The following is a 23,855-nucleotide window of genomic DNA, read 5'->3' on the forward strand; positions in this document are numbered from 1 at the left end:
AAATTTAACTACTGACGTTAACTAATAGTAGCTCTACACCAACTAATAATATGGTGATCACGGTTGAACCGGGGATCTACATACCTACCGGCAGCAAGTGCGATAAAAATGGTGGAACATCGGTGTACGTATCGAAGATGATGTGGTTATCGGTAAAGATAAAGGCATCATTTTATCATTAGATGCACCAAGAAAATGGCAGGATGTGGAGAAAATGGCTGCCGAAAAAAGTATCCCTGACGGTGCGAAATTCCCGCCGCTTAAATAGGATTACTTATTATATTAGGAAGCCCCGATGCAAATCGGGGCTTCCTTGTTTTTATGGAAATGGGTGTCAGTCTGAGCTTGTCGAAGACTTTTGCGCCTCGCTAATGGTTCGACAGGCTCACCATGACACAATTACTTCTCTTCCGCTTCCTTTTCAACCGTTTCTCTTAAATCGTAAAGCAGCCATTGTTTGTTGGCGATGGATGATGCTTTAGATTGGAGCAGCTTTATAAAATCATTAACGCCCACAGGCTCGTTACCATTCCCGTGGATCAACACAATACTGCCTGCCTGCGGTTGTTGGCCTTTAGCCAGCCATGCATCGGTACCAATGGGGATCAACCCAAAATCGGTGATCTTATAAACCAGTTGTTGATCTGACACCAGCCCCGGAAACCTGAAAAATACCGAAGGCAGCAAGCCATCCGCAAGCATCAATTTTTCGGTTTCCAGTACTTCGTATTTAATATCGGTACCCGGCTCCAGCAAAAAGTTTGTTTTAAGCGGGCTGGTTTTGCTAACGCGATGGTTGTAAGAGTGATTGATCCAGGTGATGTAAATTTGGTGATTGGCCTGCAATTGTTTTAACCATGCAAGGTCCTGCACATGGTGCTTAATCCATAAACCACTTACCGACAGGGCAATTGGCACAGGCGTTTCCACTTGTTTAAACCCGGTAATAATGTCGGTAAATATGCGCCTGTCCAGCGGGCGGTGCGATGGGCAAAGATCTGCCGTTAGGCTGATGCCTGTTTCTTTAGGGATGCCACGCTCAATTCCAGCATCCTGTATGGCTACCGACTGGCTTTCGGCTTTGCTTAATGCTTTCTGATAGGGTGTACTGCTAAAAAACTTACGGGCATCGGCCATGCTCATGGGTTTTATTTGATAGAAGCCGGCATCATTTACTTTGGTTTCCAGCGTTTGAGGATTTACCATGAGCAGGTAGGGTTTGCCGTTGTTCTCAAACCTGCGCAGTATCATCCAGTCCTGCGGGTAGTGTTTGGCCCATCCGTAGTAAACTTCGTAGTTCGTTATTTTGGTATAGTTTGCCTGCGCGTTAGCCATGGCTGCAAAGCAGGATAGTATTAAAAATGTAAAAAGCGCTTTCATCATTACTACAAATAAACACAATCATAAATATGTTTTTATTGTTAATGATGGAATAATGATATTTGCCTAAACATCGATACTATGGCCCGCTTATCTGTCAACATTAACAAAATAGCTACTCTGCGTAATTCTCGCGGTGGCGATAACCCAAATTTGGTACAAGTTGCTAAAGATTGCGAGCGCTTTGGCGCCGAGGGTATCACCGTGCACCCAAGGCCCGATGAAAGGCATATCCGTTACCAGGATGTTTTCGACCTTAAAAAGATCGTGACCACAGAGTTTAACATTGAAGGCAACTGCCAGGAGCAAAAATTTATTGACCTGGTACTGGCCAGTAAACCCGAGCAGGTTACCCTGGTGCCCGATGTTTTGGGGCAGATCACCTCCAACCATGGCTGGGATACTATTGCAAATCAGCAATACCTGAAAGATATTATCAAGGTGTTTAAAGATGCCGGTATCCGTGTATCCATATTTGTTGACCCCGTTACCGAGATGGTAGAAGCCGCCGCAACAACCGGAACCGACCGCATAGAACTTTATACCGAAGGCTACGCACACAATTACCCAACAAACAAAGAAGAAGCTATAGCGCGTTATGTAAAGGCTGCCGATGTAGCCCACAAGCTTGGCCTGGGTATAAATGCAGGGCACGATCTCGATCTGCAGAACCTGCAATACTTCGCCAAAAACATCCCCGCGCTGGACGAGGTGAGCATAGGCCACGCGCTGATCAGCGATGCTTTGTACTACGGGTTAGAAAATACTATCCAGATGTACCTGCGCCAACTGGCCTAACGCAAAATGGTAACGTTGCCTGATAGTAACTCACAGCCTGTGTTAAGGTTTATGATATAGTAATAAACGCCGGCAGCCAGTAGCTTCCCGCTTTGTTTGCCCACAAATGGTGTGGCGTAATCTTTAGACTCGAACACCTTTTGGCCGCCACGGGTAAATACCTGCACCACCGTTCCCGGGAATTTTTGCAAGCCTTCTATTTTCCAATAGTCGTTAATTCCATCTTCATTTGGGCTAAACACATTTGGGAATTTTACATCAACCAAAATCACTTCTACGTGCACTTTGCTGCGTGGGCTTTCGCATGTGCCAATATTGTACGATACATAATAATCGCTGCTTTCATTCACCTGTACACTAAACTGCCCTGTCGCGCTTTTTTGTATAGGGTCCTGCGAGGTTTCGTTTTTATACAGATTATAATTACCGATAATTGTGTTAAGCACTTTTAGCGTTACCTTTTCGGGTACACATATCTTTCTGTCGGCTAATATGGGTGCAGTAGGTATAAACTGGATGTTATCTACCGTAACATCCCAGGTAAGAGGGATAGCGCATGGGGTTGCATCGGTAACTACTAAGCTATAATCGCCTTTGCCAATATTTGTCAAATCGGCGGTATTGTCGCCTGCGGGCTGGCCGGTATTTTTATTAGTCCATTTGTAATTGTAAGGAGGTACGCCACCCGTTACCAGCACACCATCTATATGCCCTAAATTTTGATTGCATTGGTCGGCGGTACCAAAAGGATTGTTAGCTGTTGCAAATACCAGTAAAGGTGTTTTCTTCACCTCGAACGTAGCGAGGGGATTTTGGCAGCCATATTTATCAATTGTTAAAAGGCTGTAAAAACCCGGCTCGAGGCCTGTTATTTGGTTGCTGCCGCCCCTTGGTGTATTATTTGCATCAACCCATATTAACGATTGTGGTATGTTATTAACATTAAATTGCACGCTTATGCTGCCGTTATTTAAATCGCAGGTTGCGTGGTTAATATTATAAGTGTAATTGAAAACCTCGGGTTGCAACCTTAACACTGTAAACGACCTGCTATTATCACAGCCGGTTAATGTGTTTTTTGCATATAGGGTGTAAACTCCATCGGCCAGGGGGCTTAAACCATGGTAATTTGTGGGGGCAGTAGGTATAGGGCCGTTGGGGCCTGTCCATTGGAAGAAATCGGCATTGCTAACATCAACATTACTAATAGCACCATTATTTAAGCCACAGGTAGCATGTTTTATAAACGCGTCTGAAATATTTACCGAGTTAGTTTCCTGGATCCCAATGTAAGGCGTGGAATAAGGGCTACACTGGCTTTGGTCCCTTAATTCCAGCCGGTAAGAGCCGCCTTTAACGTTTGTCAGATCTTTATTGGTCTTACCCGGCAATGGGTTATTATTGCTATCATACCACTGGTAACTTAATGTGCCAATACCCACGTAAGTAGTTATATCTTTAATAGAGCCTTCGGCAATGCCGCAACGGGCGGTTGCAACATTCATGGTGCTCAGGTCATAATCCGGGCCGGGTTTAGCCGTTATGGTAAACGCTGCGGATGTAACCGCGCAGCCTGCATCGTCAGAAATGGTTAGCGTATAAGTGCCGGCAGGCACAACGCCATTTTTATCGGTAGATTTTACCTCACCCGCTGCGTTTTTCCACTCAAACCTCACATTCCCTGTACCCCCCTGGAAATTAACATCCACCGGGAAGAATTTTTGACGGCACTCCGGCGTGGGTGGCAGTATATTCTGGATCTTTACCCTCTGGTCTTTTATCTCGAACAGTTTGGTGCTTTTTTGGCAGCCACCGGGGTATTGTACGGTAAGCTGGTAAGTGCCCGGCTGCAGGTTGGTTAAATTTTTAGTGTCACCTTTTGAGGTCAAAGTACCATTTAGTTCTTTTTTATCCCAATGGAATTCGAGCCCGCTAAAATCAGGCGTAATGGTAATACTACCTGTGTAGGCGCAGGTAAGTTGTTTAATAACAATGTCGTTATCCTGTATCACTAATGATGAAAAAGGCGATGTGTTGTTATTACCATCTGTGGCGGTTGCAATAACCGGGCTGCTTATAGCGCCGGTATACGTCCATGCCCCGCTTCCGTCTGCATTTACGGTAGTAATGTAGGCTTTGCCCTGGCAGTTAACAAAGCCGCAAACATCAGCAAAAAACAACTCAATTTTTGAATTAGGCGTGGCTACACCCGATACTTTGGTGGCGCCAAAGCTAAGAACCTTTACAAATGGCGGCTGGTAATAATTAGTGGCTACGCTAATGCCGTAATCTTTGTTACAGAACATGCTGTTGCGGGTAATTAGTGCATGCGCATTGTTTAGCGCCTCGATGCCATAATTATTATAGGCGATAATGTTTTTGGCCATAGCCGCCGCGCCGCCAATATTGCCCGCCGCATTAACCCCTACACGGATGCCTTCGCCGTTGCCAAGGTCGGCAGTTCCTACTTTATCGGTACCTATATTATTGCCTTCTATCTCAAAAGTGGCGTTATCGATATATATCCCGCAGTAGCGCTGCCCAGAAACGATGTTGTTAGTGATTTTAGCGATAATGCCGCTGCCGTTTATGAAGATGCCAAAAGTTTGAATGAACGCGCTAAGCTGGAAAAGCGGGATGTTTTTAAAATCGGCATTACCCGAAAAATTAGTACCTATTTTATTGTTTTGGATTGTAATTGAATTGTTTGCCGCGAAATTATAGCCGCGTGTAACGCTTACGTTGGTAACATTGGCGGCAACAACATTACCCATGTTAGCATTTGCGCCACCAATGAGTGCGTTTTTATCGATACTAAGATTAATACCATACATGTTTGTATTTGCGGTAAACCCGTCAGCAAGCAAGCCAATAATGTTGCTTTGTATCACTATTTGGTCGGCACCGGTATAGTAAGTGTAATTTGAGTTTACAATGCCATTGATGTTGCCGCAGATAACGTTGCCTTTACCCGGCGCACCAATAGTGATAAAAGATGCATCGCCGGTAAGCACAATGCCCGATCCCTGGCTGTTATCAGGAGTAGCTACGTTGGTTATTTTGGCGAAATTGCGGATATACAAACCATATATTTCAATGTTTTTTGCAGCAGTACCGTTGTTGTTTACATCGCCATAAATATTTAGCGCGTTAAAATTAGCCGGCGATGTTTCAGGTTCAATAACAACCCTGGCGTCCGAAACACCAAAAACAATACCCGGTTGTGTGGTGCCATCAATAATTAGGTTTGATGAAACATTGGGTAATTGGGTTTTTAACCGGATGATACGATCAGATTCAAGCGGACCAGGCAAATTAAAGCTAATAACATCTTGAGTTAAGATGCCATTTGCAGCCGCATTGGCCAAAGCTTCGCGTAAAGTACCGGGCCCGGCATCAGCATTACTGGTGACAGTGAAGGTAGCTGCTAAGCTTAGGTGAGCTATAAGAAATAAAAAAGCAATTAACAGTAAAAGTTTTTTAACAAGCATAAGATTTTCGGTAACATAAAGGTAAAAAATTTCCTTGTAAAACCAATGTCAAATCTTATTACCCAATTGTTATTCAGCGGCTAAATTGTACCTTTGCACTAAATTTAAGGGATACCCATTTCAATGAAGCTGAACATAGATTACCAGGAAAAATTCCAGCAAAGGCACATAGCGCCAAACCAGGCAGATACCGATAAAATGCTAAAAACTATCGGCGTAAATTCGCTTGATGAACTGATAGACGAAACCGTGCCGGCAAAAATAAGGTTGAAAAACCCGCTGAACCTGCCGCCTGCCAAAAGCGAGTTCGATTACCTAAATACACTCAAGCAAACAGCTTCAAAAAACAAGGTGTTTAAATCGTACATCGGCCAGGGTTATTATGATGTAATTGTACCGGGTGTAATTCAGCGTAACATCCTCGAAAATCCCGGATGGTATACCCAATACACGCCTTACCAGGCAGAGATTGCACAGGGCCGTTTACAGGCTTTGTTAAACTTCCAAACCATGGTTGTTGATTTAACCGGAATGGAAATTGCCAACGCATCGCTACTGGACGAAGGTACTGCCGCTGCCGAGGCAATGTTTATGCAATACAGCCTGCGTAAGAATACTGCCGCAAATGTTTTCTTTGTGAGCGAAGAGGTATTCCCACAAACTATTGATATTTTAAAAACCCGCAGCGAACCATTCGGCATTAAATTGCAAATTGGCAACCACGCCACCACCGAGCTAACCGACGATATGTTCGGCGCCATGGTACAATACCCTGCAGGCAACGGCGCGGTTTATAATTACACCGATTTTGCCAACGCGTTACACGCTAAAAATATTAAGCTAACAGTTGTAGCCGATATTATGAGCCTTGTACTGTTAACCCCTCCGGGTGAGTGGGGCGCGGATATTGTTGTTGGCAGCACCCAACGTTTTGGTGTACCCATGGGCTTTGGTGGCCCGCACGCCGCGTTTTTTGCGACTAAAGACGAATATAAACGCTCTATCCCCGGCCGTATCATTGGTGTAACCATTGATGCCGCAGGTAATTATGCTTTGCGTATGGCACTGCAAACCCGCGAGCAGCACATCCGAAGGGATAAAGCGACCTCAAATATTTGTACCGCGCAAGCTTTACTGGCTATTATGGCCGGTATGTATGCCGTGTACCATGGCCCGCAAGGCTTAAAATTAATTGCCCAACGTATTCACGGTTTAACCGTGTTGCTTGCCAACTCGTTAACCGAACTTGGTTACGAGCAACTGAACGATACTTATTTTGATACCCTTAAAGTTGAACTTGGCGCATTGGCCGGCCCGGTAAAATCTGAGGCATTAAATAACGAGCTTAACCTGAACTATAAAGGTACGGTAGCTACCATTGCTATAGATGAAACCACATCGCCGGAAGATATCAAAACTATCATACGTTTCTTCGCCAAGGTTAAAGGCAAAAACTTTGCTGATTCTAACTACGAAACGCTTAAGAAAAACGTTGAAGGGGTTATCCCAACCGAACTGCAACGTACTTCGGCATACTTAACTCACGGTTTGTTTAATTTGCACCACTCAGAGCACGAGATGCTGCGTTACATCAAATCGTTAGAAGCAAAAGATCTTTCGCTTTGCCACTCGATGATCGCATTAGGTTCATGTACCATGAAACTGAACGCTACTACCGAAATGGTACCCGTTACCTGGGCAGAGTTCAGCAAAATGCACCCCTTTGCACCAACCGACCAAACTGGTGGTTACATGCAATTATTTGATGAGCTAAACCGCTGGTTAAGCGAAATTACCGGCTTTGCAGCCATGAGCTTACAGCCAAACGCAGGCGCGCAAGGCGAGTACACAGGTTTAATGGTGATACGCGCTTATCATAACGATAGGGGCGATAGCCACCGTAACATCGCTTTAATTCCTTCATCGGCACACGGTACCAACCCTGCATCTGCAGCTATGGCCGGGATGAAAATTGTTGTGGTTAAATGTGATGACAACGGCAACATCGATGTTGCCGATATGAAAGCCAAAGCCGAGCAATACAAAAACGAGCTATCGTGCTTAATGGTAACTTATCCATCTACCCACGGTGTGTTCGAGGAAAGAATCATCGAGATATGTGAGACAATCCACCAAAATGGCGGCCAGGTTTACATGGATGGCGCCAACATGAACGCCCAGGTAGGCCTAACAAGTCCGGCTAATATTGGTGCTGATGTTTGTCACTTGAATTTACACAAAACCTTCTGCATCCCACACGGTGGCGGTGGCCCGGGCATGGGCCCAATTGGTGTAGCCAAGCACTTAGTGCCTTACTTACCAGGCCACGCGGTTGTTGATATTGATAATGGCAAAGCCATCCACGCGGTATCTGCCGCGCCCTGGGGTTCTGCATCTATCCTGATCATATCTCACGCATACATCGCCATGATGGGCGGTGACGGTTTAACCAACGCTACCCGTTACGCTATCCTGAATGCTAACTATATTAAAACCCGCTTAAAAGACCATTACAGCGTATTGTACGCCGGCGCCAAAGGCCGTTGTGCACATGAGATGATCCTGGATTGCCGCTCGTTTAAAACGTATGGCGTTGAAGTGGTAGATATTGCAAAACGTTTGATGGATTATGGTTTCCACGCGCCAACAGTATCGTTCCCGGTTGCGGGTACGGTAATGATAGAGCCGACAGAATCTGAACCCAAGCATGAGCTTGATCGTTTCTGCGATGCCATGATCTCTATCCGTGGTGAAATTGAAGATGTAGAAAAAGGAGTATCTGATAAATTAGATAATCCGTTGAAAAACGCGCCACACACCGCTGCTGTAATTACCGACAACGAGTGGGAGCACCCATACACCCGCCAAAAAGCGGCTTATCCACTACCTTATGTGGCGCAATTTAAATTCTGGCCGTCGGTTGGCCGTGTAAACGATACCTATGGCGACAGGACTTTAATTTGTTCATGCCCGCCGTTAAGCGATTACGAGTTTGAAGAAAGTGAAGTAACCACACCGGAATACGGAACGTGAGATTAGATGTGTCCCGACAGGTATCGGGATGCAGATGTGCAGATAAAATAATGAAAGCGATGGACAGTAATGTTCATCGCTTTTTTTGTTGAAAATAAAAACATCCGCACATTTAAAGATTTGTACCAATCTGCAAACACAACATATACGTATGTGTGTACATATACCTTTACAGCACCTTAAACTATTGTTAAACTCTGCAAATGGGAGTAAATTTTTTTAACAGTTGTGTTACGATAACATAGTAAAATTTGCAACGTTCAACTTAAAGGAATATAACCTTTTAATTTGCATTTCCGTATAAAAGAACATATGAGCCCTAATAGCGACAAAACAGTAAGTGTTTTATTGGTTGACGATGACGAAATAAATAACTTTATCTCTATAAAATTGATAAAAAAGGCTTTGACCAATACGGATATTATGGCTTGCCTTAATGGTAAATACGCGATAGATCAACTGGCTGAAATTCAACAAAAAGACCCTGCTAAGCTGCCGGATTATATCCTGTTGGATATCAACATGCCTATTATGAACGGTTGGGAGTTTTTGGATGAGTACAAGCGCTTAAACCTTGATCCGTTAGGTAAATGCAAGATCTATATTATCTCTTCTTCGGTGTTTAGTAATGATATTAACAAAGCGCGTTCGTATCCGCTGGTTAAGGATTTTATCTCGAAACCGCTTAACGTAGAAAAAATTAAAGAGCTATTCGGCGTATCGTCAAACTAAGCCGGGATAATCGAAAAAGTTTCATTCTCGTATTTAACCGTGCCAATGGCTGTTGCCCTTGCGTGATAAAACAAGCATATATCGCCTTCTCCCGCCGCCTTTTTACCGTATTGGATGCGTAACTCTGCCGCGCGGTGCCCATCGTAATCATACTTCGCTACAAACTTCCTGATCAATTGCTCGGGTTCCGGCAATTCATCGCCACCAAAAAATACTTTCTTATTTTCTATATGTATCCAAAACACCTGGTGAAACTTACTGTGTCCGCCGGATAGTTCATAATTGATGCCCGGCTTATACTGGCCGCTACCTTCTACAAAATCTATTTTAGCGCTGTTTTGCAAAGCTTCGAAGATCTCGACATGGTATGAGCTTGATTTACCACTTAACCCAAACTCAAATTCATCTTTTTGGATCACGTGAGTTGCCTGCGGAAAGCTTGGTTCCAGTTGCCCATTGCGTTCTACCACCAATCCGCCAGAATGGTCATAATGCAAATGCGACATCAATACCAGCGATACATCCTCCGGATCGAAGCCCGCATTGCGGATGTGTTGGTGAAGCAGTAGTTCGTCGCGGGTATCTTTATAACCAAGGCCGGCATCTAATAGGATCAGGTCGTCGGCAGTTTTGATGAGGAAGGGATTTACATGGATGAAGAGGGAGCCCGGGCGATCGCGTTTGTTATCAGTTTCGGGGTTAAAGGGGATAAACTTTTTAGTAACATCAACCGAATACGAGCCCTCGCCCAAAGCAAAAATTTCCATTAGCGTAGTGTTTGTGCAAATATAAGCTGTAACGATTTATAATCTGCATCGTCTATTAACTAACCACTTTGCCTACGACAATTGTTGCATAAATAACACAAAAATAGACCTTTTTACTTTGTGGGCTTTGTGATTTTATCTTTGTGTCCTCTGTGGTTAAAACTAATTTTTTGAAAAATAATTTAAATAAATTTTGATATACGAAAACTATCGTACATATTTGTACGAAGAAATTCGTATAACTTTATAACAATGGATCTGAAACCGACAGAAAGCGAGCTGGAAATATTACAGGTGATTTGGAAAAGTGGGCAATGCAGCGTACGCGATGTGCACGAGGAATTGACAAAAAGCAAAGATGCAGGCTACACCACAACTCTAAAACTAATGCAGATAATGCACGAAAAAGGTTTGGTAGAACGCGATACGGCAGCGAAAACGCACTTGTATAAAGCACTTATCAGCCGCGAACAAGCACAGCAGGGCGCGCTCGACAAAATTATATCAACCGTATTTAAAGGGTCCACATCCGATTTGGTGATACAGGCCCTTGGCCAGCACCGCGCCTCAAAAGATGAGATTGACGCGATCAAGAACTTTTTAGATCAGTTTGAGAAAAGAGATTAGAGGTCAGTGGATTTGCCTCATTGGAATTTAGAGTTTAGTATTTAGAATTTTTGACATTATGGAAAACATACTGTACAACATCAGCCAGGTTTTGGGGATCACCATCATCCACTCATTATGGCAGGGGCTGCTTATTTATTTCCTGTTAAGGGTGATTTTGTTGTTGGCAACAGGGCTTTCATCGTCAAAAAAACATTTGTTTGCAGTAAGTAGTCTGCTGGCTATTACCGGCTGGTTTGCTTATACGCTAATTACCGAGATGCAACTTTACGACTGGCTGGCCAAACCCGCCGATCTTAAAAATATGCCGCTATTGGCAGGTTTCCCGCAAAACATCCAGCAGTTTGGTAATCTGGGCATCAGGTACTATTACAGTATAGAACGCTACCTGCCTTATGTAACCGCCATATACGTTTTAGGCTTGCTATTGAATATGGCAAGAGTGTTATTGGCACATCGCAAGATCCAAACCATTAAACGTGCTATGAGCCTTGGCGTGCAATTGCAGCAGCAAATAAGCGCCTTCGCTAAAAAACTAAATATAACCCAAACGGTAAAAGTTGGCTTTAGCCAGATGGTTGATGTGCCTTGCATAGTAGGCTACTTTAAACCGGTTATCTTATTGCCTTTTACCCTGTCAACCTACCTTGGATCCGAAGAAATTGAAGCCATATTAATGCACGAATTGGCTCATATTAAACGTAACGACTACCTTATTAACCTGCTGCAGCAAGTTGTAACCACGTTGTTATTCTTTAATCCGTGCGTGTTACTTATCAATAAAATAATAGGCGAAGAACGCGAGAACAGCTGCGACGACATGGTTGTAGACGCTACGCAAAACCCTGTTATTTATGCCAAAGCTTTATTTAAATTAGAGCAAAACCGGCAAAATGAGTTACAGTTAGCGCTGGCTGTAACCGGCAAAAAGTATCATTTATTAAACCGAATCGAAAGAATCATGAAAACAAAAAAACAAATTCCAAGCTTGCGGCCAACATTAATGGCCATGCTTATATTAACCTTAAGTGTTGGCAGCTTAGCGTTGCTAAACCCCGAAATTGCGCAAGGTAAAATATCAGTAAAAAAGATTACCCCCGAAGCGATAAAGGATATACTTGCCGATACCATCCCCGCAAACAAAGCGGTTAAATTCCAGGCAAAGGCTACTAAAGCTGCAACCAAAAAGGGAAAGGCCGAAGCTAAGTTTAGTGCAAAATCAAATGTAGACCACAATTTGCGTGTTAACTACGGTGGTATTTACAACAATGGAATCAACGACCCTGAACTGGAGCGTTTAAGCAAACAAGTTGAGAAGCACGGCGATGCGGTAGGCAAATATTATGATAGCCCTGCGTTTAAAGCCCAAATAGAATTAATACAACAAAAAAGCAAAGCTATTGAAGAATATTATAACCGCCCCGAGATTAGAAAGATTTACGACCAACAACAACTAATAAGTAAAGAGTACGAAGTAAACTCAGGTAAAACAGAAAAACTAAGTAAGCAAATGGAAAATAGCAGTAATGTTGTAACAAACTATTACAGAAGTTCTGCTTACAAAGCATTGGCGACAAAGCTCGAAAAAAAGTATCACATTCCGTATCAAAATATGGTAAGTCGCGACTCTCCGGATTGGAGTGAAAATTACAAAAGTTATAGAGCTGAAATTTTCAAAAGTATGCCAGAGGATGTTAGGCGTAATCGTAAGATATTAGCTCAGGTAGGGTCTGAAATGAGTAAATTATACAATACGCCGGAGTATTTAGAAAGAGGCAAAAAAATGACTGCCTTAAATGATAGCTTGATTTCTGTAAGGCAAGGATTAAATATCCAAGAAAAACAACTTGAAATTGGTCAATTAAGTCAAAAAATAAATTCATTCCAAAAAAGCCCCGAAATAGCAAAAGAGAAAAAATTACTGCAAGAGGCATCCGAGAAACTAAAGGCTTACACCAAATCGCTCGAGTTTAAAAAGAAGGTTGCCGAGTACAGGAAAAATCATCCGGAAAGTGCATATAACTGGAACGATAATAATAACGACAACAACAACGAGAAACCAGACAAACCTGAGAAACCAGAAAAGACGGAGAAGCCGGAAAACCGGAACCTGTCGAAAGTAATTAAGATATAGTGAGTGGTTGATTGAGTAAATAATTTTTGGTAACTACTCACTACTTAACTTAATCAACCAATACAATTCCTATTAAAATTAGTAATTTAGTATCCTCAAAAAAGGGGATACTTTTTTTATGCTTCAAAGGCTAACCATACAAAATTACGCGCTGATAGATAACCTCGAAATCAATTTTGATAAGGGGCTGAACATCCTTACCGGCGAGACCGGCGCGGGTAAATCAATCATTTTAGGAGCGCTATCGCTGATATTGGGCCAGCGTGCCGAAAGCCGTTACTTTTTTAATCAGCAAAAAAAATGTGTGATAGAAGGCGGTTTCAAAATAGCGGGCTTCCACCTCAATACTTTTTTTGAAGATAACGACCTGGATTACGACGGCGAAACAGTATTGCGCCGAGAGATTTCTGCCGATGGTAAATCGCGCGCTTTTGTGAACGATACACCTGTTAACCTGACTACCTTAAAACAACTTGGCGAAAAGCTGATAGATATTCATTCGCAGCACGCCACTTATGAAATTAACGACCCCGATTTTCAACTTCTGGTTGTTGACGGGGTATCTGGTCACCACGACCTGTTAGGCGGCTATCAAACCAAATTTCGCACCTATAAAAAATCGCTTAAGCATTTGGATGAACTGATAGCGCAAAATGACAAGGCCAAGGCTGATCTTGATTACTACCAGTTTCAGTTTGATGAACTGCAAAAAACCGCTATTGCAGCCGATGAGCAGGATGGGTTGGAGAAAGAACTGGCTACGCTGTCTAATGCTGAAGAGATTAAACGTAATCTAAGTGGTGCGTATTATTTAATGCACGAGGGCGAAACATCAGCTATTATTCAGCTTCGTGAAGCCGGACAACAGCTGTCAACTATAGAACAATATAACCCCGAGGTAGAAGACCTGCACGAGCGCTTAAAAAGTACCCTGATAGAACTTAAAGATATTGCCGCTGAGCTGGATACTATAGAACAACGCACTTTTACCAACGAGGCCCGTGCGGAAGAGATAAATACGCGCCTAAGCATGCTTTATAACCTGCAGAAAAAGCATCGGGTTAACAGCAATCAGGAATTGCTGGAGATCCAAAACGACTTGTCGGACAAGATTCAACAGGCTGTATTTGGCGACGAAGCGGTAGAGAAATTACAAAAGCAAATTGCTACAGATAAACTGGAACTGGAGGGTATAGCTACCACGCTATCTGCCAATCGTAAAAAAGCCATCCCGGTAATACAGGATAAAGTGCTGGCTAACCTTACCGAAATGGGGATGCCTAATTCGGTGTTACATATCGATCAAACGGCGCTGGGTGAACTTGCAAAAAATGGTAATGATGCCATCCGCTTTATGTTTTCAGCGAATAAGGGCCATGCACTGGCAGATATGAGCAAGGTAGCATCGGGCGGGGAGTTGAGCAGGCTGATGCTGAGTATCAAATCCATCATTGCCGAATACACCGCGCTGCCAACCATTATTTTTGACGAGATAGATACCGGCGTAAGCGGCGAAGTTGCCAACAAGGTGGGGCAGGTGATGGAACGCTTGTCGCACAACTTACAGGTAATTACCATAACCCACCTACCGCAAATTGCAGGTAAGGGCGAAAGCCATTACTTTGTTTATAAGGACGATTCCGAATCTGTCACCAAAACACGCATCAAAAAACTTAGCGATAGCGAACGTGTGCTTGAAATTGCCAAAATGCTGAGCGGTGACAATCCCGGCGAGAGCGCTTTGCAAAATGCAAGGGAATTGCTGGCGGGGTAAAATATTAAACAATGTCATTGCAAGCAATAGCGTGGACAACCGACCATAGGGAGCTCATTAATTCCTTATAGAAAAATCAAACGCATTAATAATCTCAGCATGTCCGCATGTCCTATGAGATTCCAACGTCGCTACGCTTCTCGCAATTGTAAAGGTCAACTAATTCGGTAACAGAATTAGTTGACCCTTACAGCAATGACATGACGGTGTTACCTTCTCAATCTAAAATCGTAATTCTTCAATCGTAAATAAAAAATATAACTTTACCCCACTCATAAAACTAAAAACAATGGCTTACAATTTATTAAAAGGTAAAAAAGGAATTATTTTTGGTGCGCTTAACGAGCAATCAATAGCCTGGAAAGTGGCGCAACGTTGCCACGAAGAAGGTGCCGAAATCGTTTTAACCAACTCACCGCTAGCACTACGCATGGGCGAACTGAATAAACTTGCAGAGGAATGTAATGCCCCTGTTATCCCGGCGGATGTTACCAGTAACGAGGACGTTACTAACCTGATCACCAAAAGCATGGAGCATTTTGGCGGCGGTGTAGATTTTGTGCTGCACTCGATAGGTATGAGCGTTAACGTTCGTAAAAACATCCACTATACCGAAAACAACTACGATTTTACTCACAAGGGTTTAGATATATCTGCATTAAGCTTTCACCGTATATTGCAAACAGCCATGAAGCTTGATGCTATAAACGAATGGGGGTCAGTTGTGGCGCTTACTTACATTGCTGCCCAGCGTGTATTTCCTGACTATAATGATATGGCGGACAATAAAGCATACCTGGAAAGCATCGCCCGTAACTTTGGTTACCAGTATGGCGTTAAAAAACACGTGCGTATCAACACGGTATCACAATCGCCAACCCGCACTACTGCAGGCAACGGCGTAAAAGGTTTTGATGGCTTTGTAAACTATGCCGAAAAAATGAGCCCGCTTGGTAATGCCGATGCTAACCAATGTGCCGATTACTGTGTAAGCTTGTTTAGCGACCTAACCAAAATGGTTACCATGCAAAACCTCTTTCACGACGGTGGTTTCTCTTTCACCGGCGTTACTGCTGCCGTGATAGAGCAAATGGAGAAATAGTTAGACTGACAGAATATTATAAATGCAAAAGGCCTTCGGATATCCGAAGGCCTTTTTTGTTTCTTTTGATCTGCTTAATTGATATTAGAGTCGATCATTACGATTTTTATATCATAAGCACCTGGTTTTATTGGAGTACCGGAGCCAGAGGGGTTTTGGGCATATATAGAAACCCTGCCTACATCGTGTGTGAAACTAAATGCACGGCCATCAAATACTTCAGGAATTTGTTCCCATTCGGTGCCTCCAGGCTGAGTAATGTATACCAGCACGGCACCGTTTTCGCTATAAGTTTTGTCTAATTCAGGAATACTTAAATCCATAACATAAGAGCCACCGCCATCATTAACTAATTGCCAGTTAGATACGTTTGTTTTGTAACGTGTGAGATTAGTGTTACCGCCCTGAACTACGGTTTCTTTTTTACATGATGCGGCTGTCAACACAACGATAGACAGGCAAATAATAGATAATAATTTTTTCATATTGAGATTTTTGTTTTTTAGTTATAAAAACAGCTATGACAACTATCATAACGCTTTTATAACATGATTTATATACATAAGAACAAAAATATAGGAAAAGGTTTAAACAACTAATAAATTAGTTATACATTTATTTTATGAAGAATTTATTGTTGGCGTTTTTACTGTTGCCTGTTACGTGCCTTGCTCAAATAAGCATAACAGGTAAATTAACTAATAACGCGGATAAAACGCCCGTGGCAGACGCGAGTGTGTTCTTGAGTAATGCAACGGTAGGCAACAGATCTGCTAATGACGGCGCTTTTATATTACGTGGCGTAAAACCCGGCCAATACGAGCTGGTAGTTACCGTAATTGGGTACGAAACTTATCGCCAAACAGTGTTAGCAACCGGCGAAAGCATTACCCTGCCGGATATTAAGCTTACGCCCAAAACCACCATTTTAAACGAAGTAAGCATCCGGCCTGATCCTGATTGGGCGCGTAAGTACGATATTTTTAAAAGGGAGTTCCTGGGGTCGTCAGATATGGCGGCTAACTGTAAAATACTTAACCCCGGGGAGGTGAGCCTGCAGTATGATAAAGCATCCCGTAAATTAACGGGCTCGTCTTACGATTTTTTGGAGATAGAGAACAAAGCCTTGGGCTATCGGGTAAAATACCTGTTAGGCCGGTTTTTAAAAGACACCAAAATTAACCTGGTCTATTTTGAAGGGTCGGCTTTGTACGAGGAAATGAAAGGATCTGCCAAGGATAGGAAACGATGGCTGAAGAACCGCAGACTTGCTTACGAGGGTTCGTCAATGCAGTTTTTACGTGGGCTTGTTGGAAACGATATAGATGGATATGGCTTTAAGGTGTTAAGGCTGATCCGGAAACCTAACCCTGATTTTAATGGCTTAAATGATAAATACTTTCAAACGCTGGTGAATGTGCCGTTAGCCATTGCCGATTTTACGGCACTTACTGATCAGAAAGGGGTATACGCTTTAAAATATACCGATTGCCTGTACGTGATGTACACCAAAAAGCGCGATGATGATAAGGATAACAAAATATTTCGCTCGTTAACCATGCCCAATTACTTAACCACCATAGTGTCTTTTGAAGACCCTTACGCGCTATTTGATAGCAACGGCATCATCATCAACCCATCGGCCATAAATTTTGAAGGTAATTGGGCAAAAAGCCGTGTTGCAGAAATGCTGCCTGTTGATTATACACCCGAAGGGAAGTAACATGTGCTTAATATTATGAATACAAAAAAGCCCCGCTTGCAAATGCAAACAGGGCTTCAGTTTATCCTTAATCTAAACGTCTACTTCTTTTCCTCTTCCTCGGGTTTGGCTTCGTTCTTTTTGTCGATAACCTTAATTTCGTCAGCTTCTTTGTCGTAGTCAACCATCAGGGTATCGCCTTCGGTCATTTCACCTTTCAGGATCTCTTCGGCAATTGGGTCTTCCAAATATTTCTGGATGGCGCGTTTAAGCGGCCTTGCACCAAACTGCGAGTCGTAACCTTTTTCGGCAATAAACTCTTTGGCAGCCAAAGTAAGCTCTATCTTGTAACCAAGGCTGTTTACACGGCCAAATAAGAAACCAAGTTCGATATCGATAATTTTGAAGATCTCGTCTTTACCTAATGAGTTAAACACGATCACGTCATCGATACGGTTTAAAAACTCGGGGGCAAAAGCGCGTTTCAAAGCGTTCTCTATCACACCACGGGAGTGCGAATCTGCCTGTGTTGTTTTCGCGGCTGTGCTGAAACCTACACCCTGACCAAAATCTTTCAACTGGCGTGCGCCGATGTTAGAGGTCATGATAATAACAGTGTTCCTGAAATCAACTTTTCGGCCTAATGAATCAGTCAGTTGGCCTTCATCCAATACCTGTAGTAATATGTTAAATACATCTGGGTGAGCTTTCTCGATCTCATCCAGCAATACTACAGCGTATGGTTTACGGCGTACCTTTTCGGTAAGCTGTCCGCCTTCTTCATAACCCACATAGCCCGGAGGCGCACCCACTAAACGAGATACCGCGAATTTTTCCATGTACTCGCTCATATCAATTTGAATCAGCGCGTCTTCAGTATCAAACATAAAACGTGCAAGCTCTTTAGCCAGTTCAGTTTTACCCACACCCGTAGGGCCCAGGAATATGAACGAACCGATAGGCTTTTTAGGGTCTTTTAATCCCGCACGTGTACGTTGTATGGCACGGGTCAGCTTTTTAATAGCCTCATCCTGGCCAATAATTTTGCTTGCAATGGTATCGCCCATAGCTAATAGCTTGGCGCTATCTGCCTGGCCAACACGTTGTACCGGGATACCGGTCATCATGCTTACCACTTCGGCAACGTTATCTTCGGTTACGGTATAACGTTTAGATTTTGTTTCAGCTTCCCAAACGGCTTTAGCCTGTTCAAGTTCTTCCAGCAAATTTTTCTCCGTATCGCGTAATTTGGCCGCTTCCTCGTATTTCTGGCTGCGTACAACTTTGTTCTTCTCTAATTTTATCTGCTCAATTTTTTGTTCGATATCCAAAATTTCCTGCGGAACATGGATATTGGTCAAGTGTACACGAGAGCCCGATTCGTCCAAAGCATCAATAGCCTTATCCGGCAAAAACCTGTCGGTAATGTAGCGGGTGGTTAACGATACACAAGCGTTGATAGCCTCGTCGGTATAAGTTACTCCATGGTGCTCTTCGTATTTTTCTTTAATGCGGTTCAATATCTCAACCGTTTCGGCAGGGGTGGCAGGTTCTACCATTACCTTTTGGAAACGACGATCTAAAGCGCCATCTTTCTCGATGTACTGGCGGTACTCGTCAAGTGTGGTCGCGCCAATGCACTGGATTTCGCCACGTGCCAGGGCAGGTTTAAACATGTTTGATGCATCAAGCGAACCCGATGCGCCACCTGCGCCAACTATGGTGTGAATCTCATCGATAAATAAGATAACATCCGGAGATTTTTCAAGCTCGTTCATCACGGCTTTCATACGCTCCTCAAACTGGCCGCGGTATTTTGTACCGGCCACTAACGAGGCAAGGTCTAAAGTAACCACGCGTTTGTTAAACAGCACACGCGATACTTTACGCTGCACAATGCGCAGGGCTAAACCTTCGGCAATGGCACTTTTACCAACGCCAGGCTCGCCTATCAGGATAGGGTTGTTCTTTTTACGGCGGGATAATATCTGCGATACGCGTTCAATTTCCTTTTCGCGGCCTACTATAGGGTCAAGCTTACCATCTTCGGCAGCTTTGGTAAGGTCGCGGCCAAAATTGTCAAGTACCGGTGTTTTTGATTTGATGTCAGAAACTTTTTTAGGCTGGCTAAATGAATCGTCTTCTTTGAAGTCGTCATCGCCACCTGTTGATGAACCCGGCATTTCATCAGTTACATCATTTTTGTTTGATTCAACTTCGCTTTTAAATACTTCGTAGTTTACATTAAACTGCGTCAGTATCTGCGAAGCAATATTATCCTCATCGCGCAGGATAGACAAAAGCAGGTGCTCGGTGCCTATCACATCACTTTTAAAAATTTTTGCTTCAAGGTAAGTTATCTTCAAAACCTTTTCGGCCTGTTTGGTTAACGGGATACTGCCAATATGTACATTAGTGCCAATTGTACCTTTAACAGCATCTTCAACGGCGCGGCGTAATTTAGCGGTATCAACGGTTAGCCCCTTTAATAGTTTAATTGCCACCCCATCGCCATCGCGAATAAGGCCAAGCAAAAGGTGCTCTGTACCAATATAATCATGCCCAAGGCGTAACGCCTCTTCCCTGCTGTACTGTATCACATCCTTAACCCGTGGCGAAAATTTAGCTTCCATATATACCTTTCTGATTATTGATCGTCCTAATCTATAAATTTGTTTTTATCTGTCAAGACTATTGTTGTAACATTTATCAACAATATTGCCAACTTTTTAGCTTTATGGTAAACAGACAATTTAATGATATAAGGCCTGCTAAAATAAAATTGAAAGAGCCGGAATTTCGCTTCTTAAACCCACAAAACGCCTGATTACTAATATTAAACGGGTAAAACTTTATTATTTGATAAGCCGGTTCTTAAATGGTTTAACCCAATTGCGAATTATATATAAATGCCAGCGTTTAGCAAGGCAAATAGTCATTGTTTATGACAATACGGCATACGCTGTAGAAAGGGTTGCCTGTTATAAACGCACTTTTAACAAAAAAAGTAATTTACAATGGAAATATACAAATTATAAGATGAATTTGTGGAGAAAATTACGCACACTATGTTAATTACGCTTTTTTGCTATAACGGCCAGCCCTGTACGTAAATCTTGCCCGCACTCTTTAGGCGGTCAGTTATAAATGCTTCGTCTTTAATGTATAGCGTATTGTGTTCGGTTTTGCGGGTGGCATCAGCCAGTTCCCTTTGAAACGGCAGGTAGCCCACAACTTTAAAGCCATGCGATAGCAGTAGCTTGTGTATATTATCTTCATCAAAACCAAAGTTATTGCCCGCGCCATTCAATTCAATAATTATCGCCTTTAACCCGGGTGATGTTAAAGTATTTGCAGCGCCGTTCAAAACTTCGGTTTCAAAGCCCTCAACGTCAATTTTTAACAGTAACGGCGTTTTGCCTTCAAGGATGTTGTCAATTGTGTCTACATTAACCCCTATTGTCTCTGCATCATCATTAGTAGCCACATGGTTACCCGTGTCATGTGTTTTGGTAAATTTTAAAACATCTTTTTTACTCCCCATACCAATATTTAATGCAGTTACTCTATTGCCGATGTTATTAAGCGCGATGTTTTTTGTAAGATTTTCAAACGTTTGCGGAATTGGTTCTACAGCAATTGTTTTTGCGCCTGCCTCGGCCGAGGCCAGCATGGTGTAACTGCCAATATTGGCACCTATATCTATAAACAGGTCATTGGGCCGTAATAAGTGTAGTAAAAAGGCCATATCTTCAAAATCGTGCAGGCCGCAATAGATATTTCCGGTAGCGCCTGTAAGCCCTTTCCAAACCCAAAGCTTACTGTTTTTTGTGAACTGATGAACAACTGGCTGTTTGCGTAGCCGCGATAATAGCTGCCATTTAAAAAGCCTTGCCAACGAGATTAAGCGGTGCCCTTTTGTAAATGGATGGTTTAAAACAAACTGTATTGTTCTTTGCATAGCGCAAAATAAAAATTAATAGCCGTATTATGGAATTGGCCTTGTTAACGCATCAATAAACCATAAGCAAATGAAAACAACCCTGGCCGCTTTATTAATACTTATGCCTTTTATAAGTTACTCGCAACCCGGAATCTTAAGCCCCCCACGCAAAATATTTTAAGCGCCCTGAATTATTTATTGACTCTATCCGTATGGATTCAATAAATAATTACCTCGCATACATTGATGCTAAAGAAATAGCCGATATAAAGGTTACGGATAATAGCGTATACCCTAATAGGGCGATGTTTATAAAATTAAAAGACCACCAGGTATTAAAACAGTTAATGGATGCTAAACAATTATCCCTGTTGGATATTTTTAAAGCCCATGCAGACCACAAAGAGTTTGCAATGCCCGTTATTTATATTTTGAATGCTTACCGGTAAGCAGGGTATACACAGTTACGCTGACAAGGGCCGCTGAAACGGAATATTTTAAAACGACATTCCCGGGAGTGCTTATTATGACAATTTCTACTAAGCCGCCGGTTATTTATATCCGCGGTAGTGCCGCGCCGTTTATAGATGAAGACCCCAGGAAAATACTGCGATTTAAGGATGTTAATTAATCAATTTCCATCCTATATTTGTCTCCTCTAAAATTATAACCAACAATGGCAGACGAAAAGATCATATTTTCAATGGCAGGGGTAAGCAAAGTTTACCCTCCTCAAAAAACAGTACTAAAAAACATTTACCTGTCGTTTTTCTATGGCGCTAAAATTGGCGTTATCGGTTTAAACGGTTCTGGTAAGTCATCATTGTTGAAAATTATTGCCGGTATCGATAAGACAAATATTGGCGAAGTAGTGTTTTCGCCGGGTTACACTGTTGGCTACCTGAGCCAGGAGCCCGAGCTTGACCCCGACAAAACCGTTAAGGAAATTGTTGAGGAAGGCGTTGCTGCTACTACCGCGCTTTTAAAAGAATACGAAGACATCAACGAAAAATTTGGCCTGGAAGAATATTATGGCGACGCCGATAAAATGGATAAGCTGATGGCCCGCCAGGGCGAGTTGCAGGATCAGATTGATGCGGTGAACGCCTGGGAGCTTGATGTGAAACTGGAGCGCGCTATGGATGCCCTGCGTTGCCCAGAGCCGGACACCAAAATTTCGGTACTATCGGGTGGTGAGCGCCGCCGCGTGGCTTTGTGCCGCCTGCTTTTGCAGGAACCGGATGTGTTATTATTAGATGAGCCTACTAACCACTTGGATGCCGAATCTATAGATTGGTTGGAGCAACATCTTAAACAATATAAAGGAACTGTTATTGCCGTAACGCACGACAGGTACTTCCTGGATAACGTTGCCGGCTGGATACTGGAGCTTGACCGCGGCGAAGGTTTGCCTTGGAAGGGTAATTACTCGTCATGGTTAGATCAAAAATCTAAACGTTTAGCGCAGGAAGAGAAAAGCGAAAGCAAACGCCAGAAAACTTTGGAGCGCGAACTGGAATGGGTACGCATGGGGGCGAAAGGCCGCCACGCCAAATCAAAAGCCCGTTTATCAAACTACGACAAATTAGCATCCGAAGAAACAAAAGAAAGGGAAGAAAAACTGGAGTTGTTTATCCCGCCGGGCCCGCGTTTGGGTAATATAGTTATCGAAGCAAATGGTGTTACCAAGGCCTACGGCGATAAAGTATTATTCGAGAATCTTAACTTCTCGTTGCCGCCTGCAGGTATTGTTGGTATTATTGGCCCCAATGGTGCGGGTAAAACTACACTGTTCCGTTTAATAACCGGGCAGGACCAGCCTGATAAAGGTACTTTCCGTGTAGGTGATACCGTTGAATTGGGTTATGTTGACCAGATGCATGATGACCTTGATCCTAACAAATCTGTTTGGGAGAACGTTACCGACGGATTGGATAACATAATGGTAGGTAACCGCCCGCTAAACTCGCGCGCCTATGTATCTAAATTTAACTTTAACGGTGCCGATCAGCAGAAGAAAGTTGGCGTACTATCAGGTGGTGAGCGTAACCGTGTCCACTTGGCTATCACACTTAAGAAAGGATCGAACGTTCTATTACTGGATGAGCCTACGAATGATATTGACGTGAATACTTTACGGTCATTAGAAGAAGCACTGGAAAACTTTGGTGGTTGCGCGGTAATCATTAGTCACGACAGGTGGTTCCTGGATAGGGTTTGTACCCACATACTTGCATTTGAAGGTAACTCCGAGGTTTACTTTTTTGAAGGTAACTACAGCGATTACGAAGAAAATCATAAAAAACGTGTTGGCGATGTGGCACCTAAACGTATAAGGTATAAAAAACTGACGGTTTAAGTCTAAATCAGAA

The 23,855-nt window shown here is 43.0% G+C and carries 17 protein-coding genes; 11 read left to right on the forward strand and 6 right to left on the reverse strand.

All coding sequences use genetic code 11. The features are described 5' to 3' along the window. Nucleotides 1–142 precede the first annotated feature (142 nt). Nucleotides 143–268: a hypothetical protein gene (locus RHM67_RS18835; RefSeq protein WP_322228786.1), complete on the forward strand. Its 126-nt coding sequence runs from the start codon at nucleotides 143–145 to the stop codon at nucleotides 266–268. 131 nt (nucleotides 269–399) lie between these two features. Here RHM67_RS18835 and RHM67_RS18840 read toward each other — a convergent pair whose 3' ends face one another. After that, on the reverse strand, nucleotides 400–1,383 hold the full coding sequence (locus RHM67_RS18840) for a polysaccharide deacetylase (protein ID WP_322228787.1): 984 nt from the start codon (nucleotides 1,381–1,383) through the stop codon (nucleotides 400–402). Nucleotides 1,384–1,461: 78 nt separating this feature from the next. On the opposite strand from RHM67_RS18840, the gene RHM67_RS18845 reads away from it, so the two are divergent. Beyond that, nucleotides 1,462–2,178, forward strand: a complete 717-nt coding sequence (locus RHM67_RS18845) for a pyridoxine 5'-phosphate synthase (RefSeq protein ID WP_322228788.1) — start codon at nucleotides 1,462–1,464, stop codon at nucleotides 2,176–2,178. Here RHM67_RS18845 and RHM67_RS18850 read toward each other — a convergent pair. Next, nucleotides 2,175–5,669: a gliding motility-associated C-terminal domain-containing protein gene (locus RHM67_RS18850; protein WP_322228790.1), complete on the reverse strand. Its 3,495-nt coding sequence runs from the start codon at nucleotides 5,667–5,669 to the stop codon at nucleotides 2,175–2,177. The two genes, RHM67_RS18845 and RHM67_RS18850, sit on opposite strands and share 4 nt — an antisense overlap. A gap of 123 nt (nucleotides 5,670–5,792) precedes the next feature. Here RHM67_RS18850 and gcvP point away from each other — a divergent pair, with 123 nt between their 5' ends. After that, nucleotides 5,793–8,702: an aminomethyl-transferring glycine dehydrogenase gene (gcvP, locus tag RHM67_RS18855; RefSeq protein WP_322228792.1), complete on the forward strand. Its 2,910-nt coding sequence runs from the start codon at nucleotides 5,793–5,795 to the stop codon at nucleotides 8,700–8,702. A 312-nt stretch (nucleotides 8,703–9,014) separates the two neighbouring features. Beyond that, nucleotides 9,015–9,434, forward strand: coding sequence for a response regulator (locus tag RHM67_RS18860; protein WP_322228793.1), 420 nt, complete (start codon nucleotides 9,015–9,017; stop codon nucleotides 9,432–9,434). On the opposite strand, the gene RHM67_RS18865 is transcribed toward RHM67_RS18860, so the two are convergent. Continuing rightward, nucleotides 9,431–10,201 (reverse strand): MBL fold metallo-hydrolase, encoded by a 771-nt coding sequence (locus RHM67_RS18865; RefSeq protein ID WP_322228795.1) that lies wholly within the window; start codon nucleotides 10,199–10,201, stop codon nucleotides 9,431–9,433. The two genes, RHM67_RS18860 and RHM67_RS18865, sit on opposite strands and share 4 nt — an antisense overlap. A 252-nt stretch (nucleotides 10,202–10,453) precedes the next feature. Between RHM67_RS18865 and RHM67_RS18870 the strand changes: the two genes are divergently transcribed. The 4 genes from RHM67_RS18870 (at nucleotide 10,454) to RHM67_RS18885 (ending at nucleotide 15,838) form a co-directional block, all read left to right on the forward strand. Beyond that, a complete protein-coding gene (locus tag RHM67_RS18870; protein ID WP_322228797.1) occupies nucleotides 10,454–10,828 on the forward strand; it encodes a BlaI/MecI/CopY family transcriptional regulator in 375 nt (124 codons plus the stop codon). Between the two features lie 58 nt (nucleotides 10,829–10,886). Next, complete coding sequence (locus tag RHM67_RS18875) at nucleotides 10,887–12,962, forward strand: M56 family metallopeptidase (protein WP_322228798.1); 2,076 nt, start codon at nucleotides 10,887–10,889, stop codon at nucleotides 12,960–12,962. A 118-nt stretch (nucleotides 12,963–13,080) separates the two neighbouring features. Continuing rightward, complete coding sequence (recN, locus tag RHM67_RS18880) at nucleotides 13,081–14,736, forward strand: DNA repair protein RecN (protein ID WP_322228800.1); 1,656 nt, start codon at nucleotides 13,081–13,083, stop codon at nucleotides 14,734–14,736. Between the two features lie 289 nt (nucleotides 14,737–15,025). Next, nucleotides 15,026–15,838 (forward strand): enoyl-ACP reductase FabI, encoded by an 813-nt coding sequence (locus RHM67_RS18885; RefSeq protein WP_322228801.1) that lies wholly within the window; start codon nucleotides 15,026–15,028, stop codon nucleotides 15,836–15,838. Nucleotides 15,839–15,912: 74 nt separating this feature from the next. Here the strand turns inward: RHM67_RS18885 and RHM67_RS18890 are convergent, their stop codons facing one another. Further along, entirely contained in the window at nucleotides 15,913–16,323 is a 411-nt protein-coding gene (locus RHM67_RS18890; protein WP_322228803.1) for a hypothetical protein, read from the reverse strand. A gap of 137 nt (nucleotides 16,324–16,460) precedes the next feature. Here RHM67_RS18890 and RHM67_RS18895 point away from each other — a divergent pair, with 137 nt between their 5' ends. Next, nucleotides 16,461–17,561, forward strand: a complete 1,101-nt coding sequence (locus RHM67_RS18895; RefSeq protein WP_322228805.1) for a carboxypeptidase-like regulatory domain-containing protein — start codon at nucleotides 16,461–16,463, stop codon at nucleotides 17,559–17,561. Nucleotides 17,562–17,641: 80 nt separating this feature from the next. On the opposite strand, the gene RHM67_RS18900 is transcribed toward RHM67_RS18895, so the two are convergent. Together RHM67_RS18900 and RHM67_RS18905 are read right to left on the reverse strand one after the other, a co-directional pair. Continuing rightward, nucleotides 17,642–20,173, reverse strand: coding sequence for an ATP-dependent Clp protease ATP-binding subunit (locus RHM67_RS18900; RefSeq protein WP_322228806.1), 2,532 nt, complete (start codon nucleotides 20,171–20,173; stop codon nucleotides 17,642–17,644). Between the two features lie 455 nt (nucleotides 20,174–20,628). Then, nucleotides 20,629–21,501, reverse strand: coding sequence for an FkbM family methyltransferase (locus RHM67_RS18905; RefSeq protein WP_322228808.1), 873 nt, complete (start codon nucleotides 21,499–21,501; stop codon nucleotides 20,629–20,631). Nucleotides 21,502–21,695: 194 nt separating this feature from the next. Between RHM67_RS18905 and RHM67_RS18910 the strand changes: the two genes are divergently transcribed. Both RHM67_RS18910 and ettA read left to right on the forward strand, forming a co-directional pair. Continuing rightward, nucleotides 21,696–21,932: a hypothetical protein gene (locus RHM67_RS18910; RefSeq protein ID WP_322228809.1), complete on the forward strand. Its 237-nt coding sequence runs from the start codon at nucleotides 21,696–21,698 to the stop codon at nucleotides 21,930–21,932. Between the two features lie 227 nt (nucleotides 21,933–22,159). After that, nucleotides 22,160–23,842 carry an energy-dependent translational throttle protein EttA gene (ettA, locus tag RHM67_RS18915; protein WP_252759060.1) on the forward strand — a complete coding sequence of 561 codons (1,683 nt, stop codon included), beginning with the start codon at nucleotides 22,160–22,162 and terminating at the stop codon, nucleotides 23,840–23,842. The last annotated feature ends 13 nt before the right edge of the window (nucleotides 23,843–23,855 follow it).

This window comes from Mucilaginibacter sp. 5C4, assembly GCF_034345625.1.
Taxonomy (GTDB): domain Bacteria; phylum Bacteroidota; class Bacteroidia; order Sphingobacteriales; family Sphingobacteriaceae; genus Mucilaginibacter; species Mucilaginibacter aurantiaciroseus.